Below are 19,393 nucleotides of genomic sequence, written 5' to 3' on the forward strand. Positions count from 1 at the left end.
ATCAAATATGCCCGATCGTACAGAGAACGAGCGCCTGTTCACCGCCGGCCTGCTGCGGCTCACCCGCATCTACCGGCGCGAGATCGACAAGGCGCTGGCCGCCCACGGCCTGTCGGATGCGCGCGCCCTGCCCGTGCTGCACATCGCCCGACTGGGCGAAGGCGTCCGCCAGGGCGTGCTGGCCGAGGAGCTCGGCGTCGAGGGCCCCTCGTTGGTGCGCATCCTCGACCAGCTGTGCGCCGCCGGGCTGGTCGAACGCCGCGACGATCCGAACGACCGCCGGGCCAAGACCCTGCACCTCAGCGACGAAGGCCGCGCCCTGGCGGCGGTGGTCGAGACCAGCGTCGACAGCTTTCGCCGCAGCCTGATGGGCGAGATCAGCGACGCCGACCTGAGCGCCACCTTGCGCACCCTGGCGCGTTTCGACACGGCGCTGGAAGCGGCCCAGAAGCGGCCCCGGAGCGCGGACAGCTGAGCCGATGCCGAAGCTCAACCGGCATAGCCTGCTGTTCTCGCTGAACAGCTTCGCGGCGGCGATGCTGGCGCTCTACATCGCGCTGGCGGTCGGCCTGCCGCGCCCCTACTGGGCGATGACCACCGCCTACATCATCAGCCAGCCGCTCTCGGGCGCGGTGCGCTCCAAGGCGATCTATCGGGTCGGCGGCACCATTCTCGGCGGGCTGGCGACCATCGCCCTGGTGCCGAACCTGGTGAACTCCCCGCCCCTGCTCTGCCTGGCGCTGGCGCTGTGGGTCGGGGGCTGCCTGACCATCTCGCTGCTCGACCGCACGCCGCGCAGCTATCTGGTGATGCTGGCCGGCTACACCGCCGCCCTGATCGGCTTTCCCGTCGTCAACCACCCGGAGACGGTGTTCGACGTCGCCACGGCCCGGGTCGTCGAGATCGGCCTGGGCATCGTCTGCGCCAGCCTGGTCCACAGCCTGGTCTTCCCGCGCCCGGTCGGCCAGGTGCTGCAGCATCGGCTCGGCGAATGGCTCGCCGGCGCCGACCGCTGGGCGCTGGACGTGCTGAGCGAGGCGCCCGGCGCCGTCACGGCGCGCGACCGCGCCGCGCTGGCCGTCGCCGCCGGCGAGATCCACGCCCTGACCAGCCACCTGCCGTTCGACACGTCGCGGCTGCGCGACACCCGCGCCACCGTGCGCGCGGTCCACGACCGCATGCTGATGCTTATCCCGCTGCTCTCAGGCCTCGCCGACCGCTTCAGCGCCGTCGAGGCGGAGGGCGGCTTGGACGCCGAGGCCGCGGAGATCCGCGACGCCGCGGCCGACTGGATCCGCGCCGGCGCGCGCCTCGACGCCCAGGCCGAGCTCCTCGCGCCGATCGTCCGCTACGAGGCCGCCATCGCGGCCCGCGACTGGCGCGGCCTGCTCGCCGAGAGCCTGATGCTGCGCCTGCGCGAAGTGGTGGAGGCCCTGGCCGAGGCGCATGCGCTGCGCAACCACCTGCGCACGCCCGACGCGGCGATCCCGCCGGAGGTCGCCCAGGCGATCTCGTCGGCCGGCCGGCGGCCGCTGCACGTCGACCTGCCGCTGGCGCTGATGTCCGGCGCGACCGCGGTGATCGCCATCCTGATCGTCTGCGTCCTGTGGATCGGCCTCGGTTGGACCGACGGCGTCACTGCAGCGATGATGACGGCGGTCTTCTGCTGCCTGTTCGCCGCGCTCGACGACCCGGCGCCGCAGATCGCCAGCTTCGGCCTCTACGGCTTCCTCTCCCTGCCGCTGGCGGCGGTCTACCTGTTCGCCATCCTGCCGATGGTCAACGACTTCGTGCCGCTGACCGTGGCGCTCGCGCCGCCGCTGATCGTGCTGGGCCTCTACATCGCCGAGCCGAAGACCACCGGCCGCGGGCTGGCGGTGGTGATGACCTTCCTGAACGCGCTGGCGCTGCAGGAGAGCTTCCACCCGGACATGGCGAGCTTCATCAACGCCAACCTGGCGCAGTACGTCGGCCTGTTCATCTCGATCATCGTCACCCGCAGCCTGCGCTCGATGAGCACCGAGGCGAGCGTGCGGCGGTTGCTGCGCCGCACCTGGCTGGGGCTCGCGGCCCTGGCGCGCAACCGCACCGCCCCCGAGCACGGGGCCTTCGCCAGTCTGCTGGTCGACCGCCTCGCCCTGCTCAGCCCGAAGTTGGCCGGGATCGGCGAGCGCCGCGACCAGCTCGGCGAGGCCGCCCTGGCCGACCTGCGGGTGGCCATGAACCTGGTCACCATCCAGGCCTCCCAGCCGGCGATCGCCGGGCCCGGCGCGACCCGGCTCGACGCCCTCAACGCCGGACTCGACGCGCATTTCTCGCGCCTCGCCCGCGACGGCCGCCACGCGCCCGAGCCCGGGCTGCTGGCCAGCCTCGACGCCGCGCTCGCCGAGCTCAGCGCCACCGCCGGCGACGCCGCGCGCGCCGCCACCGCCGGCCTGGTGGGGCTGCGCCGCAACCTCTTCCCGGCCGCGCCGGCCTTCCTGGGAGCTGCGCCATGATCGGCGAAAGCGACGTCGGCGGGGTGTTCCTCTCGTCCGTGCTGATCACCGCGGTGATCGCGCTCGCGCTCTCCTTCCTGATCCGGCGCCTGCTGGCGCTGGTCGGGGCCTACCGCTTCGTCTGGCACCCGGCGCTGTTCGACACCGCGCTGTTCGTCATCCTCTGGGCGGCCGTCATCGCCCTCCCTATCCGTCTCCCGCTGAGCTGATCCATGCCGCGCCTCAAGATCTCCCTGACCGATGTCGTCCGCGTGGTCATCACTCTGGCGGTGGTCGCCGTCGCCGTCGTCGCCGGCCAGCGCCTGTGGACCCACTTCCAGCGCGATCCCTGGACCCGGGACGGACGGGTGCGGGCCGACGTCGTGCAGGTCGCCTCCGACGTCTCCGGGCTGGTCAGCCGGGTGGAGGTCACCCAGGACGCGACCGTCAAGCGCGGCCAGGTGCTGTTCCTGGTCGACCGCGACCGCTACGCCCTGGCGTTGCGACAGTCCGACGCCGCGGTCGCCGCCCAGCGCTCGACGCTGGCTCAGGCCCGCCGCGAGATGGGCCGAAACCGGAGCCTCGACGACCTGGTGGCGGGCGAGGTGCTGGAGCAGAGCCAGGCGCACGTCGAGCAGGCCGAGGCCGCGCTCGCCCAGGCGCTGGCGGCCCGCGACGTCGCCGCCCTCAACCTCCAGCGGACGGTCGTGCGCGCGCCGGTCGACGGCTACCTCTCGGATCTCACCCTGCGCGGCGGCGACTATGTCACCGCCGGCAAGCCGGTGCTGGCGCTGATCGACGCCAACTCGCTGCGGGTCGAGGGCTATTTCGAGGAGACCAAGCTGCCGGGACTGCGCATCGGCCAGCCGGTGGAGGTGAAGATCATGGGCGAGCCCGAAACCCTGCGCGGCCACATCGTCAGCATCGCGCCCGGGATCGAGGACCGCGACCGGACGTCGAACGCCGGACAGCTGCCCTCCATCACCCCCACCTTCAGCTGGGTGCGGCTGGCGCAGCGGGTGCCGGTGCGGGTGGCGCTCGACAAGACTCCGACGAACATCCGGCTGATCGCCGGCCGCACCGCCACCGTCTCGGTCGTCCAGGGAGGCCAGTCATGAACCGGCTCGGCCTGTTGGGCGCGGCGGCCGCGCTCGCCCTGGGCGGCTGCGCCACCGTCGGCCCCGACTACAAGGTCCCGCCGGCCGCGGCGTTGCGCGAACCCGCCGCCCAGGGTGGCTTCCTGGGCGCCGCCTCGGCCCCGGTGTCAGCGGACGCCCCGCCGCCCGGCTGGTGGCGGCTGTACCAGGACCCGACGCTGAACGCCTTGGAGGAGGAGGCGCTGGCGGCCAACACCGACCTGCGGGTCGCCGCCGCCAACCTCGCCCGCGCCCAGGCGGTGGTCGCCGAGGCGCGCGCCGCCCGAGATCCGACGCTCGGGGTTTCCGGCGGGGCCCAGCGGGCGCTGGAGTCCGCCGAGACCTTCCTGCGCGAAGAACCGCTGCCGGTCGAAAACCTCGCCGACGTCGGCGTCAGCGTCTCCTACCAGATCGATCTGGTCGGCAAGCTGCGCCGCGCGTCGGAGGCCGCCCAGGCCGACGCCGAGGCTAGCCAGGCCGCCCTCGATCTGGCCCGGGTCAGCGTCGCCGGCGAGGTCGCTGCGGCCTACGTCGACGCCTGCTCGGCCAACGAGGAGCTGGCGGCGGCCGAGCACAGCGTCGCCCTGCAGGCGCGCAACCTGACCGTCACCCAGCGCCTGGCGGCGGCCGGCCGCGGCCAGGCGCTCGACGTCACCCGCGCCCAGGGCCTGCTCAGCCAGATCCGCGCCGGCGCGCCGGCGCTCGCCGCCAAACGGCAGGCGGCGCTGTTCCGGCTCGCCGCCCTGACCGGCCATCCGCCGGCCGAGTTCCCCAAGGCGGTGGCCGATTGCGCCGCCCCGCCCGTCCTCGCCCGGCCGATCCCGGTCGGCGACGGCGCGGCGCTGCTGCGCCGCCGGCCCGACGTGCGCCAGGCCGAACGCAGCCTGCACGGCGCGACGGCGCGGATCGGCGTAGCCACCGCCGCGCTCTACCCCACCGTCACCCTCGGCCTGAGCGCTGGCTCGACCGGCCTCCTGGCCCACATCGGCGACGACGCCGCCAACCGTTGGAGCCTCGGCGGACTGATCTCCTGGTCCTTCCCGGGCGGCGGCGAGCGGGCCCGCATCCGCGAGGCGAACGCCGCGGCCGACGCGGCGCTGGCGCGATTCGACGGCGTGGTGCTGAACGCGCTGCGCGAGACCGAGACCAGCCTGGCCGTCTACGCCCAGGATCTGCGGCGCAACGCCGACCTGCGCGCCGCCCGCGACTCGGCCGCGACCGCCGAGGCGCAGGCCCAGCGGCTCTACACCGCCGGCCGCACGCCCTACCTGACCGGCCTGGACGCCACCCGCACCCTGGCCGCGGCCGAGGCGGCGCTGGCCGCGTCCAGCGGCCAGGTGGCGAGCGATCAGGTGAAGCTGTTCCTGGCGCTCGGCGGCGGCTGGGAACAGGCCCCGGCCGTGCGGGTCAGCGCGCGCTGAGGGGTCAGCGCCGGCGCCTCGCGGCCAGAAACCATGCGCCGGCGCCGGCCAGAACCAGGAGTGCGGGCCCCAGGAAAAGCCCCCAGCTCAGCTGGTCGACCGACGCCGGCATTGTGACGAGGGAAGAACCGATCACGCCCCGAGCCTAGCCCCGGCCAGGCCGCCGCGCGGCGCGGATCGCCGCGTTCGTCGATCAACGTTTTTTCGCGCTCGTTTCCGCATCACACCTCCGGCGGCGCTGCGCGTTTTTCGGGCGCAGGATGGCCGACGCGGCGCGGAAAGCCGTCGTTAAGGCCCGGCCGCGCAGGGTGACCGCCTGGATTCTCCGCGAGCCTCGCCATGACGGTCGCCACCCGCGATCGCGCCTTTCGCAGCCTGAAGGGCCTGGAGCGCACCGGCGCCACCAGCCGGGTGCTGAACCTCGCCGCGATTGCCGCGCGCCACGCCGAGCGGGGCGGCGAGCGCATGGCGCCGCTGTTCACCGCCGGCGTGCTGGGCGGCGCGGTGATCATCAAGCATCGCCTGCGGCCGGACGAGCTCAGCCAGCTCCGCCGGTCGCGCCGCACGGCCACCAAGCTGGTGATCCCCTTCGAGCGCACCGACCTCAGCCTCGGCGGTCGCGCGCTGCTCGTCGGCCAGCCCGGCTGGACCAAGATGCTCGGCGCGCTTCACGGCGAGCCGGTCGGCCACGCGCATGACGTCGCCCTGCTCGAGGCGCTGGACGAGTTGCCCTCGCTCGATCCCTTCCTGGTCCGCGAACAGCTGAAGCGCCGGCGCTTCGAGACCGCCGCGGCCCACTTCGTGCTGTCGCCGGCCGACCTGGAGCGGATGTACGAATTCGTCCGCCGCGAGCTGGAAGGGCTGGTCCGGCTGGCTTGCGGCGCCGAACGGGTCGAGCCGGAGACCGACCGGCTGGTGCACACCATCCTCTCCGGCGAACAGGACCTGCGGCTGGAGGCGCTGCGCACGGCGCTGCACCTCGACGCGGCCGACTATGGCGAGGGCCTCTTCTGCTGGCGCGGCCTGCTTTACTACAAATGGGTGCTGCAGGACGTGCTGCCGACGCTGGCGACCATGACCGGCGAGCTCGGCGACGTGCGCCTGAGCGGCGCGCGCCCCGCCGCGGCGATCGACGAGGTCTATGCGCTGAAGAACCGGGTCGCGAGCGGCCTGGCCCGCCGCACCGCCCAGGTCGCCGAGGCGCTCGGCGAGTACGACGCCGCTTTCGACCAGTTGCGCGACCAGACCGACCCGGCCGCCTTCGCCCGCTTCCTGATCGGCGCGCCGACGGTGTTTCGCACGCTCGGCGAGGACATGGGCGTGCTGTCCCACATCGCCAGCTACTGGCGCTTTCGCTTCCCGGCCGACGCGCCGCTGGTCGCGCCGACGGACGAGCTGACCGACATTCTCGACGACTATGCGCTCGCGTTGGACTGATCCGCATGCGAGCGCCACTGGACGAAGCCCTGCATCGCCCCCATCTCTATGCGCGCCCGCGCATCGTCTCTACGCGCTGACCAACTTAAGGACGGACACGCCCATGCTTTCCCCTCGCTCCCGGTTCGCCACTGTGCTGACCGGCGCCCTTGCGCTCTCCATTCTGGTCGGCGCGCCGGCGGAGGCCCGTCGGGGCGGCAGCTTCGGAAGCCGTGGCGCGCGCACCTACAACGCCCCGCCGCCCACCCAGACCACGCCGGGCTACACCGCACCGGTGCAGCGTTCGATGACCACCCCGCCCGCGGGCGCGCAAGCGACCCGCCCGAACGCCGCCACGCCGGGCGCTCCCGCGCCGGCGCCGCGCCGTCCGGGGATGTTCGGCGGCCTCGGCGGCGGCCTGCTCGCCGGCCTCGTGACCGGCGGCCTGATCGGCGCCCTGCTGGGCCATGGCTTCGGCGGCTTCGGCGGCCTGGGCGCGATGGGCGGCATCTTCGCGGCCCTGCTGCAAGGCGCCCTGCTCGCCGGGGCGGTGATGCTGGCGATCCGCCTGTTCCGTCGCCGCAGCCCGGCGGCCGCGCCGGCTGGCGCCTACGCCTACGCCGGCGGCCCCGGCTACGACGCCGGCGGTGCTGCGCGTCCGCAGTGGAGCAGCGGCGGCGCGAGCCCCGCCCCGCAGGACACCGGCGTCGACATTCCGGTGACCGCGGCCGACCGCGAAACCTTCCAGCGGATGCTGAGCGAGGTGCAGGAAGCCTTCAGCCGCGAGAACTACGGCGCGCTGCGCGAGCTAACCACGCCGGAGGTGATGTCCTACCTCGCCGAAGAGCTCAGCCAGAACGCGACCCAGGGCCGCCGCAACGAGGTCTCCAACACCAAGCTGCTCAGCGCCGACATCGCCGAGGCCTGGCGCGAGGGCGACGCGGAGTACGCCACCGCGGCCCTGAACTACGAGAGCATCGACGTGATGCGCGACCGCACCACCGGCCGCGTCGTCGAGGGCGATCCGGACCGCCCGACCGCCACCACCGAGGTCTGGACCTTCACCCGCCGCAACGGCGGCCAGTGGAAGCTTTCGGCGATCCAGGCCTAACCCGGTCCGCCGCGACGGATTGGCGCTGGGGCGCGCGGCCTGCGGACGCGCGCCCTGGCATCAGGCATCTTCAGTCGCCTGACCCCGGAGCAGCCGATGGCGACCGACTCCCTTCGCGAGCACCTGGAGTGGCACCTGCGCCGCCTGAAGGGCGCGCGGGCGGCCGCGGCGGAGCTGTCGCTGCGGCCCGAGACGGACGGCCTGCAATGGCTGTCGCTCACCCACTTCGCGGTGCTGGCTCTGGAAGCGACGCTGGCTGACGACCTAGCCCCGGACCACAGCGCCCTGGCCGAGGTGATCGCCGACCTGACCCCGACCCAGCCAGTGGCGGAGACGGCCGCCGCCGTGGTCCCGCCCCGCGACCCCGTCCTGGCGGACAGCTGGACGGCGGCGCTGACCAATCTTTCCGCCCTCGCCTTCCCCTGGCGTCCGCCCGCCGGTTCGGCCGGACGCAAGCCGCCAGCCAGTTAAGCGGGCGCCGGTTCCGGCCGAAAGTCCGCCAGCTGGCTGGCCAGCGCCCGGCGGAACGCCGGCCGGGCGGTGCAGCGGGCGACGTAAGCCTCCAGGTTCGGACGGGTGATCAGGTCCGGGACGATGCGTAGCACCGACGACATCAGGAGGTCGCCGGCGGTGAAGTCCTCACCGTCGAGGTAGGGCTTGTCGCCGAGCGCGTCGCCGACCGCCGCAATCCGCTTCTGCGCGAACGCCCGCGCGCCGTCCCGACGCAGCCGGGCCCACTCCTCGCCGACATAGAAGAGCTCGATCAGCACCACGTTCATGACGTGCGGCTCGACCGAGTTGAGGGCGGCGATCAGCCACTGCACCGCCCGCGCCCGGGCGTCGGCGTCCCTCGGCAGCAGGGCCGGCGTGCGCTCGCCGATATGCACCACGATGGCGCCGCTCTCGAACAACACGCGGCCATCCTCCTCGAAGATCGGCACCTGGCCGAACGGCTGCAGCGCGCGGTACTCGGGCGAGTCCTGGTCGCCCTGCTCGAGCAGACGCGTCCGGTACGGCAGGCCGGCCTCCTCCAGGGCCCAGCGGACCCGCAGGTCGCGAACCTGGCCCTTGGCGAACTCGGGGACCCAGTGAAAGGCGGAAACGGTGATCATGCGCGAAGCTCCTGCGAGTTGTGAGCGCAAGCCGGCCTCCAACGCGGCCGGCGCTCCAAGGACGCCGCGGCGGGCCACGATCCGACACCGTCGCGCAACTTTCACCCGCCCGCGAATCCCGCCGGGGCCAGAGAGTTTTGACGCCCGGTGAACGGCGCTGTCGCGAAGCTGCTGAAGAACTGTGATTCCCTCTTCACAGGCCCAGTCCAGAAGGCCGCAAATCGGAGGAGCGTCATGGACGTCGACAGCACGATGTGTCGCGAGCAGGCCGCCTATTGCAGCCAGCTCTTGAGCAAGCGACTGGATCCGCGCCGCCGCGCCCAGCTGGAGCGCGAGCGACAGGACTGGCTGGTGCTGGCCCACGAACAGGAGACCTGGCGCGCGGTGCAGGCGGACGCCCGGGCCCGGCCATTCCAGGGGGACGATCGCGAATGCGCGCGGAATTGATCGGCGGCCGGCCGAAGGGCGGTTGAACTCGGCCCGCGCCGGGCGCTCACTGTCGGCGCGCGGGCGTCGGGTCCGCGCATCCGAACGCCGAGGGTCTGGTGATGGTACCCGAAGCTCGCCCTGCTCCCGCCGCGCCGACGCCCTCGCCCAGCGAGCCGTCGCCCGCTTCCTCCGCGGCCGAGGCGGCCATGCGCGCCTATGTCGGCTATCTTGCGGGCTGGTTCGATCTTGGCCAGTTGGCCGCCGGTAGGCGGCTTGAGCGCAATGGCGTCGACGCGCCGCTTTTGACCGACCTCTAGGCCGCGTTCCGGCCCCGGACGCCTAGGTCGCCGGCGCCTGCGCGCCTCAAATCCTGCGGGACGCTAAGGTCCAGACAACGCGAAAGCCCCGGTCTTCGCGCTGCCGAAGGCCGGGGCTCGCGAGCGAGACTTCGCCAGGCAAGGCGACACGCTCGCCTTTCATATCGCGTCATCTTCATTCGGAATGCCGGGCCACAATGCAGCCCGCATAGAAAAACCGATCCGCAAGCGGATCGGTTCGAGCGTCGCTGAAGAGAAATTGCGATCGACGTCGTAGCGCCTCCGCCGCGAAACCGCGACGGAGGCGCCTGACGATCGCTTAGCCCTGCAGGATCCAGCCGTCCGCAGTGTTGGTGTTCTGCAGCACCAGTTCACCGCCCTGGCCGGAGTCCAGCACCACGTGCAGGTCCGCGCCTTGTTGGCTGAGGTGGTACTGCACGTCGGCGTCGAGGTGGACCCGGTCGCCAGCCGCGCCGTTGAAGTCGGTCACGGTCGACACGCCGCCGTTCGTCGTGGCGTGGAAGGTGTCCGCGCCCGCGCCGCCGGTGACGGTGTTGTTGCCCATGTCGCCGGAAATCCAATCATCGCCGCCGCTGCCGCGGATCTGATCGTCGCCCTGGCCGCCGCGCAGGATGTCCGCCCCGGTGCCGCCAGTGATGTTGTCGACGCCGATGTTGCCGTTGATGATGTTGTTACCGCTCGACTGGACGGCGCTGATCAGGTCGTCGCCCTGGCCGCCGAGCAGCCAGTCGCCGACCGACGAGTGGCCGGTGATGGTGTCCTGGCCCTGGTTGCCGTTGATGTCGCTGAACGCGTTCGCGTTGCCGGTGATCTGGTCGTCACCTTCGAAGCCGCGCAGACGGTTCGCCACGTTAGCGTCGGCCGCCAGCACGTCGTTGCCCGCAGTGCCGTCGTGCTGCACCGGACCCGCGACCGGGGCCGAACCGCCGCCGCTGCTGACGCCGTCGATCGGCGAGGACTGGTCGAGGCCCGGCGCGCTCGAGAGGTAGGTCGTGTTGCTCTCGCTCACGCCCGTGCCGCTGATCAGCTGGTTGACGCCGTAGACCGAGTTGCCGTCGAACGTCGTCGGCGAACCGCTGGCGTTCATCAGGACCGCGCCGCGACCGGGCATGTCGTTGATGATGACGTTGCCGGTCATGGCCAGCGAGCTGCTGCTGTGCAGGTTACCCTCGGCGCCGTAGGCGACGATGTTCGGGTTCGCGCTGTTGGCGCCCTGCTGAATGATGTTGCCGCTGATCACGGCCTGGCCGCCGTTCGGCAGGTCGATGCTGTAGCTGGCGTCGCCGCCGTTATCGAAGATGCGGTTGTTGACGATCTCCGTCGCCGTGGCCCGGCTCTTGATCTCATGGCCGTAGACCGCGTCGTGGAAGTAGCTGTCGGCGATCGTCAGCTTGGCCACGTCGTTGACGTAGATGTTGTGCGTGTAACCGTCACCGTAGCCGTTGTGGCTGAATTCGCTGTTGGTGATGGTGATCGTACCGCTCGGGTCCGAGTTCGCCAGAATGCCATTCTGGTTGTCGTGGAAATAGCTGTTGGTCACGACCAGGTTGCCGCCCTGGTAGCGAATGCCCGCAGCGTTGTTGCCGCTGCCCGTGGCGCCCGTGAATTCAAAATGGTCGACGGTGACGTCAGTGTTGGTGACCAGCAGACCCTTGTCGTTGGTCGTCCACTCGGTGCCTTCCAGCTTCACCATACCGCCCACGCCTTGCAGCGTGATCTTGGTGTTCACTTCAATGAATTCGTTGGTGTAGGTCCCGGCCTGCACCTGGACTACATCGCCGTCCTTAGAAGCGGCGACCGCCGCCTTGATGGTGGAATACTGTTGACCAGTGCCGACCGTGAGAGTTGCCATGAATTCTTCTCGTCGCTGTTAACGGGGTGCCTGTCCGGCGAGAGATGAATTTGCGTCCGATTGGGGCGCTCAAGTGGCAATACCTGAGAGAAACCGGATTTTGGGCCGTTCTGTCGCAGTTAGACCTGATAATTACTATGCAAAATGTCGCACTACTTGCGGCACGACGCCGCACCCCGGCGGCTCCGAACGGCCAGCAGGCAGCTTCACAGCATCGAAAGTGGGTGCTCAACGGCTACGCTGCCCATCTGCACAGCTTCGACGCAACCGGGATTTCACGGATACGGCGGCGCTGCGACATTCTGCCCAGCCCTGCGACGTCATGGGCTGCGACCGAACGCCCCGATCACCTGCGCCAGGGCGTTTTTGCCCAACCAGCGCCCCAATCGGCCCGATTTTTCACCTCAGCCGGGGGCGGCGAAAAACAGATCAACAGTGACGGGACTAGTTAATGGCAACGCTTACGGTCGGTGCGGGTCAGCAGTACACCACCATCAAGGCGGCAGTGGCCGCATCGCGCGACGGCGACGTGGTTCAGGTGCAAGCCGGCACCTACACGAATGAGAACATCGAAATAAACACCAAGATCACCCTGCAAGGCGTGGGCGGCATGGTGAAGATGGTCGGCACGCGCGACGTCACCAACGGCAAGGGCCTGCTGGTGACCAACACCGACGTCACGATCGACCATTTCGAGTTCAGCGGCGCCACGGGCGGCAGCAACAACGCTGCGGGCATTCGCTACCAGGGCGGCAACCTGGTCGTCACCAACAGCTATTTCCACGACAACCAGAACGGCATCCTGGGCGCTGCGTCGCAGAGCGGATCGATCACCATCCGCAACAGCGAGTTCGATCACAACGGCTACGGCGACGGCTACACGCACAACCTGTACGTCAACCAGATCGGCAAGCTGACGATCACCGACAGCCTGTTCCACGACGCCAACAATGGCCACGAGATCAAGAGCCGGGCGTACGTGACCGAGATCAGCAACACGCGGATCTATGACGAGAACGGCGACACCAACTACAGCATCGACCTGCCAAACGGCGGCAAGGCGACCCTGACCAACAACTTCATCCAGCAAAGCGCGGGCAGCGGAAACACCAACATCGTCGCCATGGGCGCCGAAGGCAGCATCCACTCCGGCAGCTCGCTGACGATGACCGGCAACACGATCATCAACGAGCAGGTCGGCCGGGGCACCGTGCTGTGGAACGCCAGCGGTTCGCCGGGCGTGTTCGACGGCAACAAGGTCTACAATCCCAACACCCTGATCAGCGGCTCGGGGATCACCGCCAAGAACACCACGACCCTGTCGAGCGAGCCGAGCCTCGACCTGTCGCACCCCTGGTCGAGCAGCAGCACCACGCCGCCGAAGCCGACGGAGCCCACGCCGGAGCCGACCCCGACGCCGGAACCGACTCCGACCCCGGAGCCGACCCCGATCACCGGCATCACCTGGACCGGCACCAGCTCCGCCAACACCAAGGAAGGCGGCGCGGGCGCCGACAGCCTGTCGGGCATGGGCGGCAACGACACCCTGTTCGGTTCGGCCGGCAACGACACCCTGAACGGCGGCACCGGCAATGACCGGCTGGTCGGCAGCGGCGGCAACGACCTGCTCATCGGCGGCGGCGGCCACGACACCTTCAAGATGGAAGCCGGCGCCGGCGACGACCGCATCCAGAGCTTCGCCACGCACACCAACACCAGCGAGCGGGACTATATCGACCTGCGCTCGATGGGCGTGACGAAGGCGAACTTCGACAGCATGGTCGACATCTCGAACGGTTCGCAGGGCGCGGTGATCGAGGTGGGCGACACCTCGGTGACGCTGCTCGGCAAGAACGCCGCGGGGCTCAACACCTCCGACTTCCTGCTCGGCTAAACGAGCCTCTCAGGCTCCGGCCCAAGAGAAAGGCGCGTCCCGCGAGGGGCGCGCCTTATTCTATGGCGGCGTCCGCCAGCAGCCGCACCAGCAGGCGACGGCCTTCGGCCAGGCTTTCCACCGGTTCCTGGCGGACGACGACTCGACGCAGGCGGACGATCACCGCGTAAGGCCGCGCCTTGCCCGGCGTCGCCACGACGTCGCCATTCACCGTAGGGCCAGCAGGCATTCTGCGCCCTCCCTCCACATTCACGCTCCGTTCCGACCGACGCCGACGCCGACGCCTAGACCCAGCGCAGCGCCCGGCGGACATCCTGCAGACGCTCCCACTCCGGATCGCGTCGGGTGTGGGTCTGGATCAGGCCGTCGCAGTAGCTCTCGGCCTCCGCGCCGTGGGCCTTGCGCAGCTCGGCCGCCAGGCCCTCGGCCCAGATCGCGTCCTCGAGCGCGTCGATCAGTCTCCTGCGCATCTCCGACCTCCTTCGCCGCGTCCGCGGGGGGCCGCGCCGCTGGTGGACCCGGCCCGGCTTAACCCTGAGCCTGCCGCATCTCGAGGCCGGAGGATCGATCAATTGCGAAGGGCCGCGTCCGACGCCGCCGGCCGCAGGAACAGTCGGTTGCAGTAGGAGTCGATGCCGCGCGCGCCGCGCTCCAGCGGCGCATAGTCGAACGCGAACACCGGCAGGATCGAGTACTGCGCCTGCAGCATCAGGCGCGCGCCGCCGGTCGGCGGACCGCCGCAGTGAACCCCCAGGGTGTCGGCGATGAAGGCCGCCCCGGCCGGTCCGGTGATGGTGAGCAGGCTGTCGTCGCCGAACCGCGTGGCGATCTCGGCGAGCTCGTACTTGCGGGCGCTGAACCCGAACCGGCGCCGATGCGAGCCGCGGACATAGAGATGCGGACCGCAGTCGGCCCCGACGTCCGTCAGGTAGATGAACAGCTTGAGGAACCGCCAGTCGTCGACGTCGCGATGGAACCCCTGATAGCGCGGCGGCGGCGCGCCGGCGGCGGGCAACGACCAGCGCACCCCGACGCTGGACAGGGTCGGCTTGCAGCCGAGATAGGCCTCGGCCAGCCGCAGCACCGACGGGGCGTTGAGCAGCGCCAGCAGCCCCGGACACTCCAGCACCGTCTGCAGCGGATACTCCGCGCAGGCCGCCGCCGCGGGCAGCTCGTCCACGGGGCGCGGCTCCCCGTCCGGGCAGATCACCGGGCGCTCGGCGAAGTAGCGCGCCATCCGCCGGACCGCCTCCGGCGTCATCAGCGGCGGCAGCCGGGTCAAGCCCTCGCGGCGCAGCGTCGCCAGGGCGCGGGCGCCGGGGACGTCGAGCGGCGGACCGTCGAGCTCGCCGTGCAGCCAGCGCAGCCCGGCCGCAAGCAGCGTGGCCACCGCGCGGCGCAGCCCCGGCAGCGGTGCGAGCCGCTGGGCGTAGTAGAGCAGAGACCTGCCTGGCCGGAACCCGGCGCCGGGCGTCAGTCGGGCGTACGGCAGCATCAAAATCCCCGCAACCAAGCGTTGCCGTAGCCTGCCCAACACTTCGCACCGCTCGTTTATCATTCGATGTGTCGGCGGACGCTTTGGTCACGTACCCGTCAAGCATGAGCCACGGTGGACGAGGGTTTCGCCATGAGAGTGTTGCGCATTATCGGACTTGTGAGTGCTCTCGCCCTCATGCCTGCCCTGGCGGAGGCTCAGAAGCCTAGCAAGTCGAGTCCTGCCGGCGCCCCTGCGCCACGCCCTGCCGGGGCGCCGCGTTCGGCGGTCGCGGATAGCGACTATCAGATCGGCCCCGGAGATACGCTCCAGGTGTTCGTCTGGAAGAATCCGGAGCTCTCGGCCGACGTGCCGGTGCGGCCCGACGGCAAGATCACCACGCCGCTGGTCCAGGACATCCAGGCGCAGGGCAAGACGCCCACGCAACTGGCCGGCGACCTGCGCACCGCGCTGGCCGCCTACGTCCAGGAACCGATCGTCACCGTGGTGGTGAAGACCGTGGCGGCGCCGACCAGCGCCTCGGCGATCCGGGTGATCGGCGCGGCGGTGACGCCGAAGACCGTGGCCTATCACTCCGGGCTCACCGCGCTCGACGTGATGATCGAGGTCGGCGGCCTGACCACCTTCGCCAGCGGCAACAAGGCCCAACTGATCCGCAACGAGAACGGCGCCTACCGCAGCTACCCGCTGCGGCTCGCCGACCTGGTCAAGTCGGGCGACATGGCGGCCAACGTCAACCTGAAGCCAGGCGACGTCATCCGCATCCCTGAACGCTGGTTCTGACCGATCTCAGCCGGGGCGTCGTCACGGACGGCGCCCGCCGGATTGAACATCCTTGAGAGGCAGCAGGAGTTCCCATGCCCGGCGCCATCATCGCCCTGATCTACGACGAAGCCAAAAAGATCTGGTGCTATCGCTGGCTGGCGGTGGTGACGAGCATCCTGCTGTTCCTCGCCGCGGCCGCCTTCATCCTCACGCGCCCGAACGTCTACGACGCCTGGGGCCAGATCTTCGTCAACAAGACGCCGCCGGTGGCCACCGCCGCCCAAGGCGTCTCGCTGGTGGGTGACGGTTACGGCGGAGCTGCGGTCGCCGCCCGCACGGCGCTGAACGACGACAGCCTCGAGCGCATCATCCGGAAGATGGATCCGTCGACCGCCGCTCTGCCCAAGGAGGAGATGGCCAAGGCCGTCGCCAACCTGCGGATGAAGATCGAGCTGAAGGGCGACGAGGACGGCTTCTTCGACTTCCACGTGAAGTCCACCGATCCGGTCTACGCCCAGCGCGTGGTGCACCTGCTGCTCACCGACTTCGTCGGCCGCAACGTCAACCGCAACGAGGGCGAACTGCGCCGCGCGGGCGAGTTCCTCGACAAGCAGATCGCCTCCTATGAGACGATGATCGCCGAGTCCAAGGCGCGGATCGCCGCCTTCCAGCAGCGCAATCCGCGGTTCGTCGCGGCGATGACCCTGGTCGGCGGCAGCGCGGGCGGCGGCGAAAGCGCCGACCTGACCGAAGCGCGCGCGACCTACAACACCCTGCTGTCGCAGCGCCCGGCGAGCGCCGCCGGCCCGTCCAGTGAGCGGGTCGCCGCGGTGCAGTCCAAGCTGGCGACCCTGCGCAGCCAGTACACCGACCAGCATCCCGACGTGGTGGCCACCAAGCGCGAGCTGGCCGACGCCATCGCCGAGCGGAACCAGGCAATGCGCGCCGGCGGCGGCGGCGATCCGCAGCTGGCGTCCGCCCGCGCCCGGCTCCTGGCCGCGCAGCGCGCCGCCGCGGGCGCGGCCCTCGCCCCGGCCCTCTCGCCGGCCCTGCAGGCGGAATGGGCCGACCTGCAGCGGGGCGACGAGGTGCTGCGCATCAACTACCAGCAGCTGGTCTCCAAGCGCCACGGCACGCGGGTGTCCGAGGCGGTGTTCGGCGGCGACGGCGGCGGCAAGTATCAGATCACCCGTCCGCCGACGGTGCCGGAGCTGCCGATCGGCCCGAAGCGCGGGCTGTTCCTCGGGCTCGCCGCCTTCGGCGCGATCGTCGCCGGCCTGGGCGTCGCCTACCTCCGCGCGGCGATGGTCGGGATCTTCGTCTCCCGCCGCGAGCTGGAGCAAACCTTCCAATTGCCCGTCGTGGGCACCGTGGCCTGGGAGCCGGCGTGGAGCACGGTGGAGGCGGCCCGTCCGGGCACCTTCGGCGCGGTCCGCGCCACCATGTTCCGCTCATGGAGCCGCGCCCGCCTGGGGTCCCGCAGCACTAGCTTGAGGGTGTCATGAACAGGGCAGATCTCTCCGCCACCTTCCTCCTGAGAGGCGCCGAACCGGCCGCCGGCCAACCGCCGTCGGCCGAACGCCACCCGAGCGGCCCGACCGTGCCCGGCGACGTGAAGCGGGTCGGCTCGGTCCATCCGCCGCACTTCGACGAGTCGCGGACCCGGGAGGAGTTCCGGGTGATCAAGCGGCACATGCTGTCGCGCATTAAGGCCGGCCCGAGCGAGAGCGGCCACGACGCCCGCAGCATCCTGATCACCAGCGCCAGCCCGAAGGAGGGCAAGACGACGGTGACCCTCGGGCTGGCGATGAGCTTCATGTTCGAGCGCAACGCCACCGTGGTGCTGATCGACGCGGACATGCGCAGCCCGGAACTGTCGCGGCGGATGAAGCTGAGCGAAGAGCTCGGGATGCTCGACTACCTCGAGGACGAGGAGCTGGAGGTCAGCGACATCCTCTATTCGACCAGCGTCAAGGGCGTGTTCGCCGTGCCGTCGGGTCGGCCGCGGATCGACGCGCCCGAGCTGATCACCGGGCCGCGCATGCGCTCCTTCCTCGATCAACTGCTCGATAGCGACCCGAATCTGGTCGTGATCATGGACTCCGGTTCGATCCTCTCCTGCAGCGAGACGATCTCGCTGGCCACCCACGCCGGCCAGATCCTGTTCGTCGCCGCGAAGGGCCAGACCCGGCGTGCCGATCTGGACGAAGGTCTCGGCCTTCTTCACCGGCAGGCCGGTCCAATCGACGAGTCTCGCGTCGCCCTAGTGTTCAACAAGACCGATTTGTCGCAGTCTCCGGTCCGGTACTCGACTTGGTGAGTCTGGAATGGGGGGCGGGCTCGAGATGCACACCCGATCTGCTGGCGCGCGACTGCAAAAGCCGCGACTGTTCTGCACGGCGCTCGTAGGCGCCGCGGCCTGGGCCTATCTGGCCCCGAGCGCGGCCCTGGCGCAGCCCATCGAGCCCGAGCCCCCCGGCCAGCCGTCCGCCTCGGACCGCACGCTCTCCCCCTGGGTGGCCGAGCCGCCGCCGCCGATGCCGGCGGCTCCGCCGCCCCCGCGTGAGGCGCGGCCGGAGATCATCTTCGAGCCGGAAATCGGCATCGAAGGCACCTTCACCGACAACGCCGAGCTGACCTCCGACGACCGGAAGTCGGACTTCATCGCCCGCGTCGCGCTCGGCTTAACCGGCGACATCGATCGCGGCCGCACCACCGGCTGGCTGCGGGCGTTCGGCTATTACGACCAGTACTTCAACAACTCATCCCTGAGCGGCTGGACGCTGTCGAGCGACGCCTTCATCAACTACGACGTCGTCAAGGACATCTTCGCGATCCAGGCCGGGGCCAGCTACAGCGACCAGTACGTCAGCGTGCTGGGCGTCCCGACCACCGAGCGCGCCGGCGCCCCCGGCCGCGCCCGCGTCGGCCTGTACTATGTCGGCCCGGAACTCACGACCCAGGTGCGGAGCTTCGCCGACCTGTACGCCGCCGGCCGCATCGGCCAGGTCTTCTATACGGAATCCGACGGCAGCGACGTCGAGGACCTGCCGGCGGACGACACCTTCCTGCAGCTCGGCGCGCGGCTCGACACCGGAGCGCGCGGGCGGGTGTTGCAGTCCGTCTCCACGGCCAAGTTCTCCGCCACCGACAGCAAGTACCGCTCCACCAGCCTGGTGCAGTCGGCCTACATCCGCGTCGCGCCGATGGTGCGGCTGATCGCCCGCGGCGGCTACGAGCGGGTGCGCCAGACGGGCGTGGTCAATATCGATGCGCCGATGTTCAGCGCCGGCGTCGAGCTCCGGCCCAACGCCGACTCGCGCCTGAGCCTCGAGGGCGGCAACCGTTATGACCGTCCGGCCTGGGCGGCCAGCGCCGACTGGCGCATCTCCAGGACTCTGCTCTTCACGGCGCGCTACTGGGAAGTGCTCGCGCCCAACCAGCTGCAGGTGGTCGACGCCTTCGCCGACTTCGTCTCGACCAGTGATCTGCTGCCGGCGCCGACGAGCACCGCCGGGTTCCGCTTCGGCCAGAACATCGCCAACCAGATTTCCTACAACAAGCAGGCCGACATGACCCTGGTGTTCGATCGGCCGTCGTATCGCCTCGACTGGTCGGCCGGCTGGTTCGACCAGCGCTTCCTGGATACCGACACCCGCGACAAGTCGGTAACGACCACGTTCACCGCGACGCGGCACGCTCGGGCGGACCTCGATCTGATCGCCCAGGTCTATATCGCCGACACCTACGAGAGCGACGCGTTCAACGAAGGCACCAGTTGGGGCGCAGAAGCGACCCTCGCCTATCGTTTGAATTCCACAACCGACGCACAGGCCCGGTACAGATATCAGCAAGGACAGGAATTCTTCGTCGAGGGCGACACCTTCCACGAGAACGCCGTGATGGTCTCGCTCCAGAAGAGATTCTGACCATGCTCAGGAGGGCTG

19 protein-coding genes are annotated in these 19,393 nt (G+C 70.3%); 14 read left to right on the forward strand and 5 right to left on the reverse strand.

Annotation, left to right across the window (positions count from 1 at the left end; all coding sequences use genetic code 11):
- Positions 1–7 precede the first annotated feature (7 nt).
- The 8 genes from ACSQ14_RS11925 (at position 8) to ACSQ14_RS11960 (ending at position 8,032) form a co-directional block, all read left to right on the forward strand.
- Positions 8–475: a MarR family winged helix-turn-helix transcriptional regulator gene (locus ACSQ14_RS11925; RefSeq protein WP_436012956.1), complete on the forward strand. Its 468-nt coding sequence runs from the start codon at positions 8–10 to the stop codon at positions 473–475.
- A 4-nt stretch (positions 476–479) separates the two neighbouring features.
- Positions 480–2,498, forward strand: a complete 2,019-nt coding sequence (locus tag ACSQ14_RS11930; RefSeq protein WP_436012958.1) for an FUSC family protein — start codon at positions 480–482, stop codon at positions 2,496–2,498.
- Entirely contained in the window at positions 2,495–2,707 is a 213-nt protein-coding gene (locus tag ACSQ14_RS11935) for a DUF1656 domain-containing protein (protein WP_436012960.1), read from the forward strand. Before ACSQ14_RS11930 ends, ACSQ14_RS11935 begins: the two co-directional genes overlap by 4 nt.
- A 3-nt stretch (positions 2,708–2,710) precedes the next feature.
- Positions 2,711–3,595 (forward strand): efflux RND transporter periplasmic adaptor subunit, encoded by an 885-nt coding sequence (locus tag ACSQ14_RS11940; protein ID WP_436012962.1) that lies wholly within the window; start codon positions 2,711–2,713, stop codon positions 3,593–3,595.
- Entirely contained in the window at positions 3,592–5,034 is a 1,443-nt protein-coding gene (locus ACSQ14_RS11945; RefSeq protein WP_436012964.1) for an efflux transporter outer membrane subunit, read from the forward strand. The genes ACSQ14_RS11940 and ACSQ14_RS11945 overlap by 4 nt, the downstream gene beginning before the upstream one ends.
- A 339-nt stretch (positions 5,035–5,373) precedes the next feature.
- Positions 5,374–6,471 (forward strand): hypothetical protein, encoded by a 1,098-nt coding sequence (locus tag ACSQ14_RS11950; protein ID WP_436012966.1) that lies wholly within the window; start codon positions 5,374–5,376, stop codon positions 6,469–6,471.
- A 103-nt stretch (positions 6,472–6,574) separates the two neighbouring features.
- Positions 6,575–7,561, forward strand: a complete 987-nt coding sequence (locus tag ACSQ14_RS11955) for a Tim44 domain-containing protein (protein ID WP_436012968.1) — start codon at positions 6,575–6,577, stop codon at positions 7,559–7,561.
- Between the two features lie 96 nt (positions 7,562–7,657).
- Positions 7,658–8,032, forward strand: a complete 375-nt coding sequence (locus ACSQ14_RS11960; protein WP_436012970.1) for a hypothetical protein — start codon at positions 7,658–7,660, stop codon at positions 8,030–8,032.
- On the opposite strand, the gene ACSQ14_RS11965 is transcribed toward ACSQ14_RS11960, so the two are convergent.
- The gene (locus tag ACSQ14_RS11965) at positions 8,029–8,673 is read right to left on the reverse strand and encodes a glutathione S-transferase family protein (protein ID WP_436012972.1); all 645 of its coding nucleotides are present in this window, start codon (positions 8,671–8,673) and stop codon (positions 8,029–8,031) included. The two genes, ACSQ14_RS11960 and ACSQ14_RS11965, sit on opposite strands and share 4 nt — an antisense overlap.
- A gap of 234 nt (positions 8,674–8,907) precedes the next feature.
- Between ACSQ14_RS11965 and ACSQ14_RS11970 the strand changes: the two genes are divergently transcribed.
- Complete coding sequence (locus tag ACSQ14_RS11970; RefSeq protein ID WP_436012974.1) at positions 8,908–9,120, forward strand: hypothetical protein; 213 nt, start codon at positions 8,908–8,910, stop codon at positions 9,118–9,120.
- A gap of 618 nt (positions 9,121–9,738) precedes the next feature.
- On the opposite strand, the gene ACSQ14_RS11975 is transcribed toward ACSQ14_RS11970, so the two are convergent.
- Entirely contained in the window at positions 9,739–11,292 is a 1,554-nt protein-coding gene (locus ACSQ14_RS11975; RefSeq protein ID WP_436012976.1) for a right-handed parallel beta-helix repeat-containing protein, read from the reverse strand.
- Positions 11,293–11,743: 451 nt separating this feature from the next.
- On the opposite strand from ACSQ14_RS11975, the gene ACSQ14_RS11980 reads away from it, so the two are divergent.
- Positions 11,744–13,186, forward strand: a complete 1,443-nt coding sequence (locus tag ACSQ14_RS11980; RefSeq protein WP_436012978.1) for a hypothetical protein — start codon at positions 11,744–11,746, stop codon at positions 13,184–13,186.
- Between the two features lie 55 nt (positions 13,187–13,241).
- On the opposite strand, the gene ACSQ14_RS11985 is transcribed toward ACSQ14_RS11980, so the two are convergent.
- From ACSQ14_RS11985 to ACSQ14_RS11995, 3 genes are all read right to left on the reverse strand, one after another.
- The gene (locus ACSQ14_RS11985) at positions 13,242–13,415 is read right to left on the reverse strand and encodes a hypothetical protein (RefSeq protein WP_436012980.1); all 174 of its coding nucleotides are present in this window, start codon (positions 13,413–13,415) and stop codon (positions 13,242–13,244) included.
- Between the two features lie 55 nt (positions 13,416–13,470).
- On the reverse strand, positions 13,471–13,656 hold the full coding sequence (locus ACSQ14_RS11990; protein ID WP_436012982.1) for a hypothetical protein: 186 nt from the start codon (positions 13,654–13,656) through the stop codon (positions 13,471–13,473).
- Positions 13,657–13,754: 98 nt separating this feature from the next.
- Positions 13,755–14,681 (reverse strand): hypothetical protein, encoded by a 927-nt coding sequence (locus tag ACSQ14_RS11995; protein WP_436012984.1) that lies wholly within the window; start codon positions 14,679–14,681, stop codon positions 13,755–13,757.
- Positions 14,682–14,858: 177 nt separating this feature from the next.
- Between ACSQ14_RS11995 and ACSQ14_RS12000 the strand changes: the two genes are divergently transcribed.
- From ACSQ14_RS12000 to ACSQ14_RS12015, 4 genes are all read left to right on the forward strand, one after another.
- Positions 14,859–15,464, forward strand: coding sequence for an XrtA/PEP-CTERM system exopolysaccharide export protein (locus ACSQ14_RS12000; protein ID WP_436012986.1), 606 nt, complete (start codon positions 14,859–14,861; stop codon positions 15,462–15,464).
- Positions 15,465–15,538: 74 nt separating this feature from the next.
- Positions 15,539–16,951 (forward strand): hypothetical protein, encoded by a 1,413-nt coding sequence (locus tag ACSQ14_RS12005; protein ID WP_436012988.1) that lies wholly within the window; start codon positions 15,539–15,541, stop codon positions 16,949–16,951.
- Positions 16,948–17,766 carry a chromosome partitioning protein gene (locus ACSQ14_RS12010; RefSeq protein WP_436012990.1) on the forward strand — a complete coding sequence of 273 codons (819 nt, stop codon included), beginning with the start codon at positions 16,948–16,950 and terminating at the stop codon, positions 17,764–17,766. Before ACSQ14_RS12005 ends, ACSQ14_RS12010 begins: the two co-directional genes overlap by 4 nt.
- A 25-nt stretch (positions 17,767–17,791) precedes the next feature.
- On the forward strand, positions 17,792–19,375 hold the full coding sequence (locus ACSQ14_RS12015) for a TIGR03016 family PEP-CTERM system-associated outer membrane protein (RefSeq protein WP_436012992.1): 1,584 nt from the start codon (positions 17,792–17,794) through the stop codon (positions 19,373–19,375).
- The last annotated feature ends 18 nt before the right edge of the window (positions 19,376–19,393 follow it).

The organism is Phenylobacterium sp. LjRoot219 (assembly GCF_964252995.1).
Lineage (GTDB): Bacteria > Pseudomonadota > Alphaproteobacteria > Caulobacterales > Caulobacteraceae > Phenylobacterium.

Excerpts from the sequence above, each read along its gene's own strand:
- ACSQ14_RS11980 (WP_436012978.1), top strand. The coding sequence starts at position 11,744 with ATGGCAACGCTTACGGTCGGTGCGGGTCAGCAGTACACCACCATCAAG.
- ACSQ14_RS11995 (WP_436012984.1), bottom strand. The coding sequence starts at position 14,681 with ATGCTGCCGTACGCCCGACTGACGCCCGGCGCCGGGTTCCGGCCAGGC.
- ACSQ14_RS11950 (WP_436012966.1), top strand. The coding sequence starts at position 5,374 with ATGACGGTCGCCACCCGCGATCGCGCCTTTCGCAGCCTGAAGGGCCTG.
- ACSQ14_RS11925 (WP_436012956.1), top strand. The coding sequence starts at position 8 with ATGCCCGATCGTACAGAGAACGAGCGCCTGTTCACCGCCGGCCTGCTG.
- ACSQ14_RS11965 (WP_436012972.1), bottom strand. The coding sequence starts at position 8,673 with ATGATCACCGTTTCCGCCTTTCACTGGGTCCCCGAGTTCGCCAAGGGC.
- ACSQ14_RS11945 (WP_436012964.1), top strand. The coding sequence starts at position 3,592 with ATGAACCGGCTCGGCCTGTTGGGCGCGGCGGCCGCGCTCGCCCTGGGC.
- ACSQ14_RS11975 (WP_436012976.1), bottom strand. The coding sequence starts at position 11,292 with ATGGCAACTCTCACGGTCGGCACTGGTCAACAGTATTCCACCATCAAG.
- ACSQ14_RS11935 (WP_436012960.1), top strand. The coding sequence starts at position 2,495 with ATGATCGGCGAAAGCGACGTCGGCGGGGTGTTCCTCTCGTCCGTGCTG.
- ACSQ14_RS11955 (WP_436012968.1), top strand. The coding sequence starts at position 6,575 with ATGCTTTCCCCTCGCTCCCGGTTCGCCACTGTGCTGACCGGCGCCCTT.
- ACSQ14_RS12005 (WP_436012988.1), top strand. The coding sequence starts at position 15,539 with ATGCCCGGCGCCATCATCGCCCTGATCTACGACGAAGCCAAAAAGATC.
- ACSQ14_RS11940 (WP_436012962.1), top strand. The coding sequence starts at position 2,711 with ATGCCGCGCCTCAAGATCTCCCTGACCGATGTCGTCCGCGTGGTCATC.
- ACSQ14_RS12015 (WP_436012992.1), top strand. The coding sequence starts at position 17,792 with ATGCACACCCGATCTGCTGGCGCGCGACTGCAAAAGCCGCGACTGTTC.
- ACSQ14_RS11960 (WP_436012970.1), top strand. The coding sequence starts at position 7,658 with ATGGCGACCGACTCCCTTCGCGAGCACCTGGAGTGGCACCTGCGCCGC.
- ACSQ14_RS11970 (WP_436012974.1), top strand. The coding sequence starts at position 8,908 with ATGGACGTCGACAGCACGATGTGTCGCGAGCAGGCCGCCTATTGCAGC.
- ACSQ14_RS11930 (WP_436012958.1), top strand. The coding sequence starts at position 480 with ATGCCGAAGCTCAACCGGCATAGCCTGCTGTTCTCGCTGAACAGCTTC.
- ACSQ14_RS12010 (WP_436012990.1), top strand. The coding sequence starts at position 16,948 with ATGAACAGGGCAGATCTCTCCGCCACCTTCCTCCTGAGAGGCGCCGAA.
- ACSQ14_RS11990 (WP_436012982.1), bottom strand. The coding sequence starts at position 13,656 with ATGCGCAGGAGACTGATCGACGCGCTCGAGGACGCGATCTGGGCCGAG.
- ACSQ14_RS12000 (WP_436012986.1), top strand. The coding sequence starts at position 14,859 with ATGCCTGCCCTGGCGGAGGCTCAGAAGCCTAGCAAGTCGAGTCCTGCC.
- ACSQ14_RS11985 (WP_436012980.1), bottom strand. The coding sequence starts at position 13,415 with ATGCCTGCTGGCCCTACGGTGAATGGCGACGTCGTGGCGACGCCGGGC.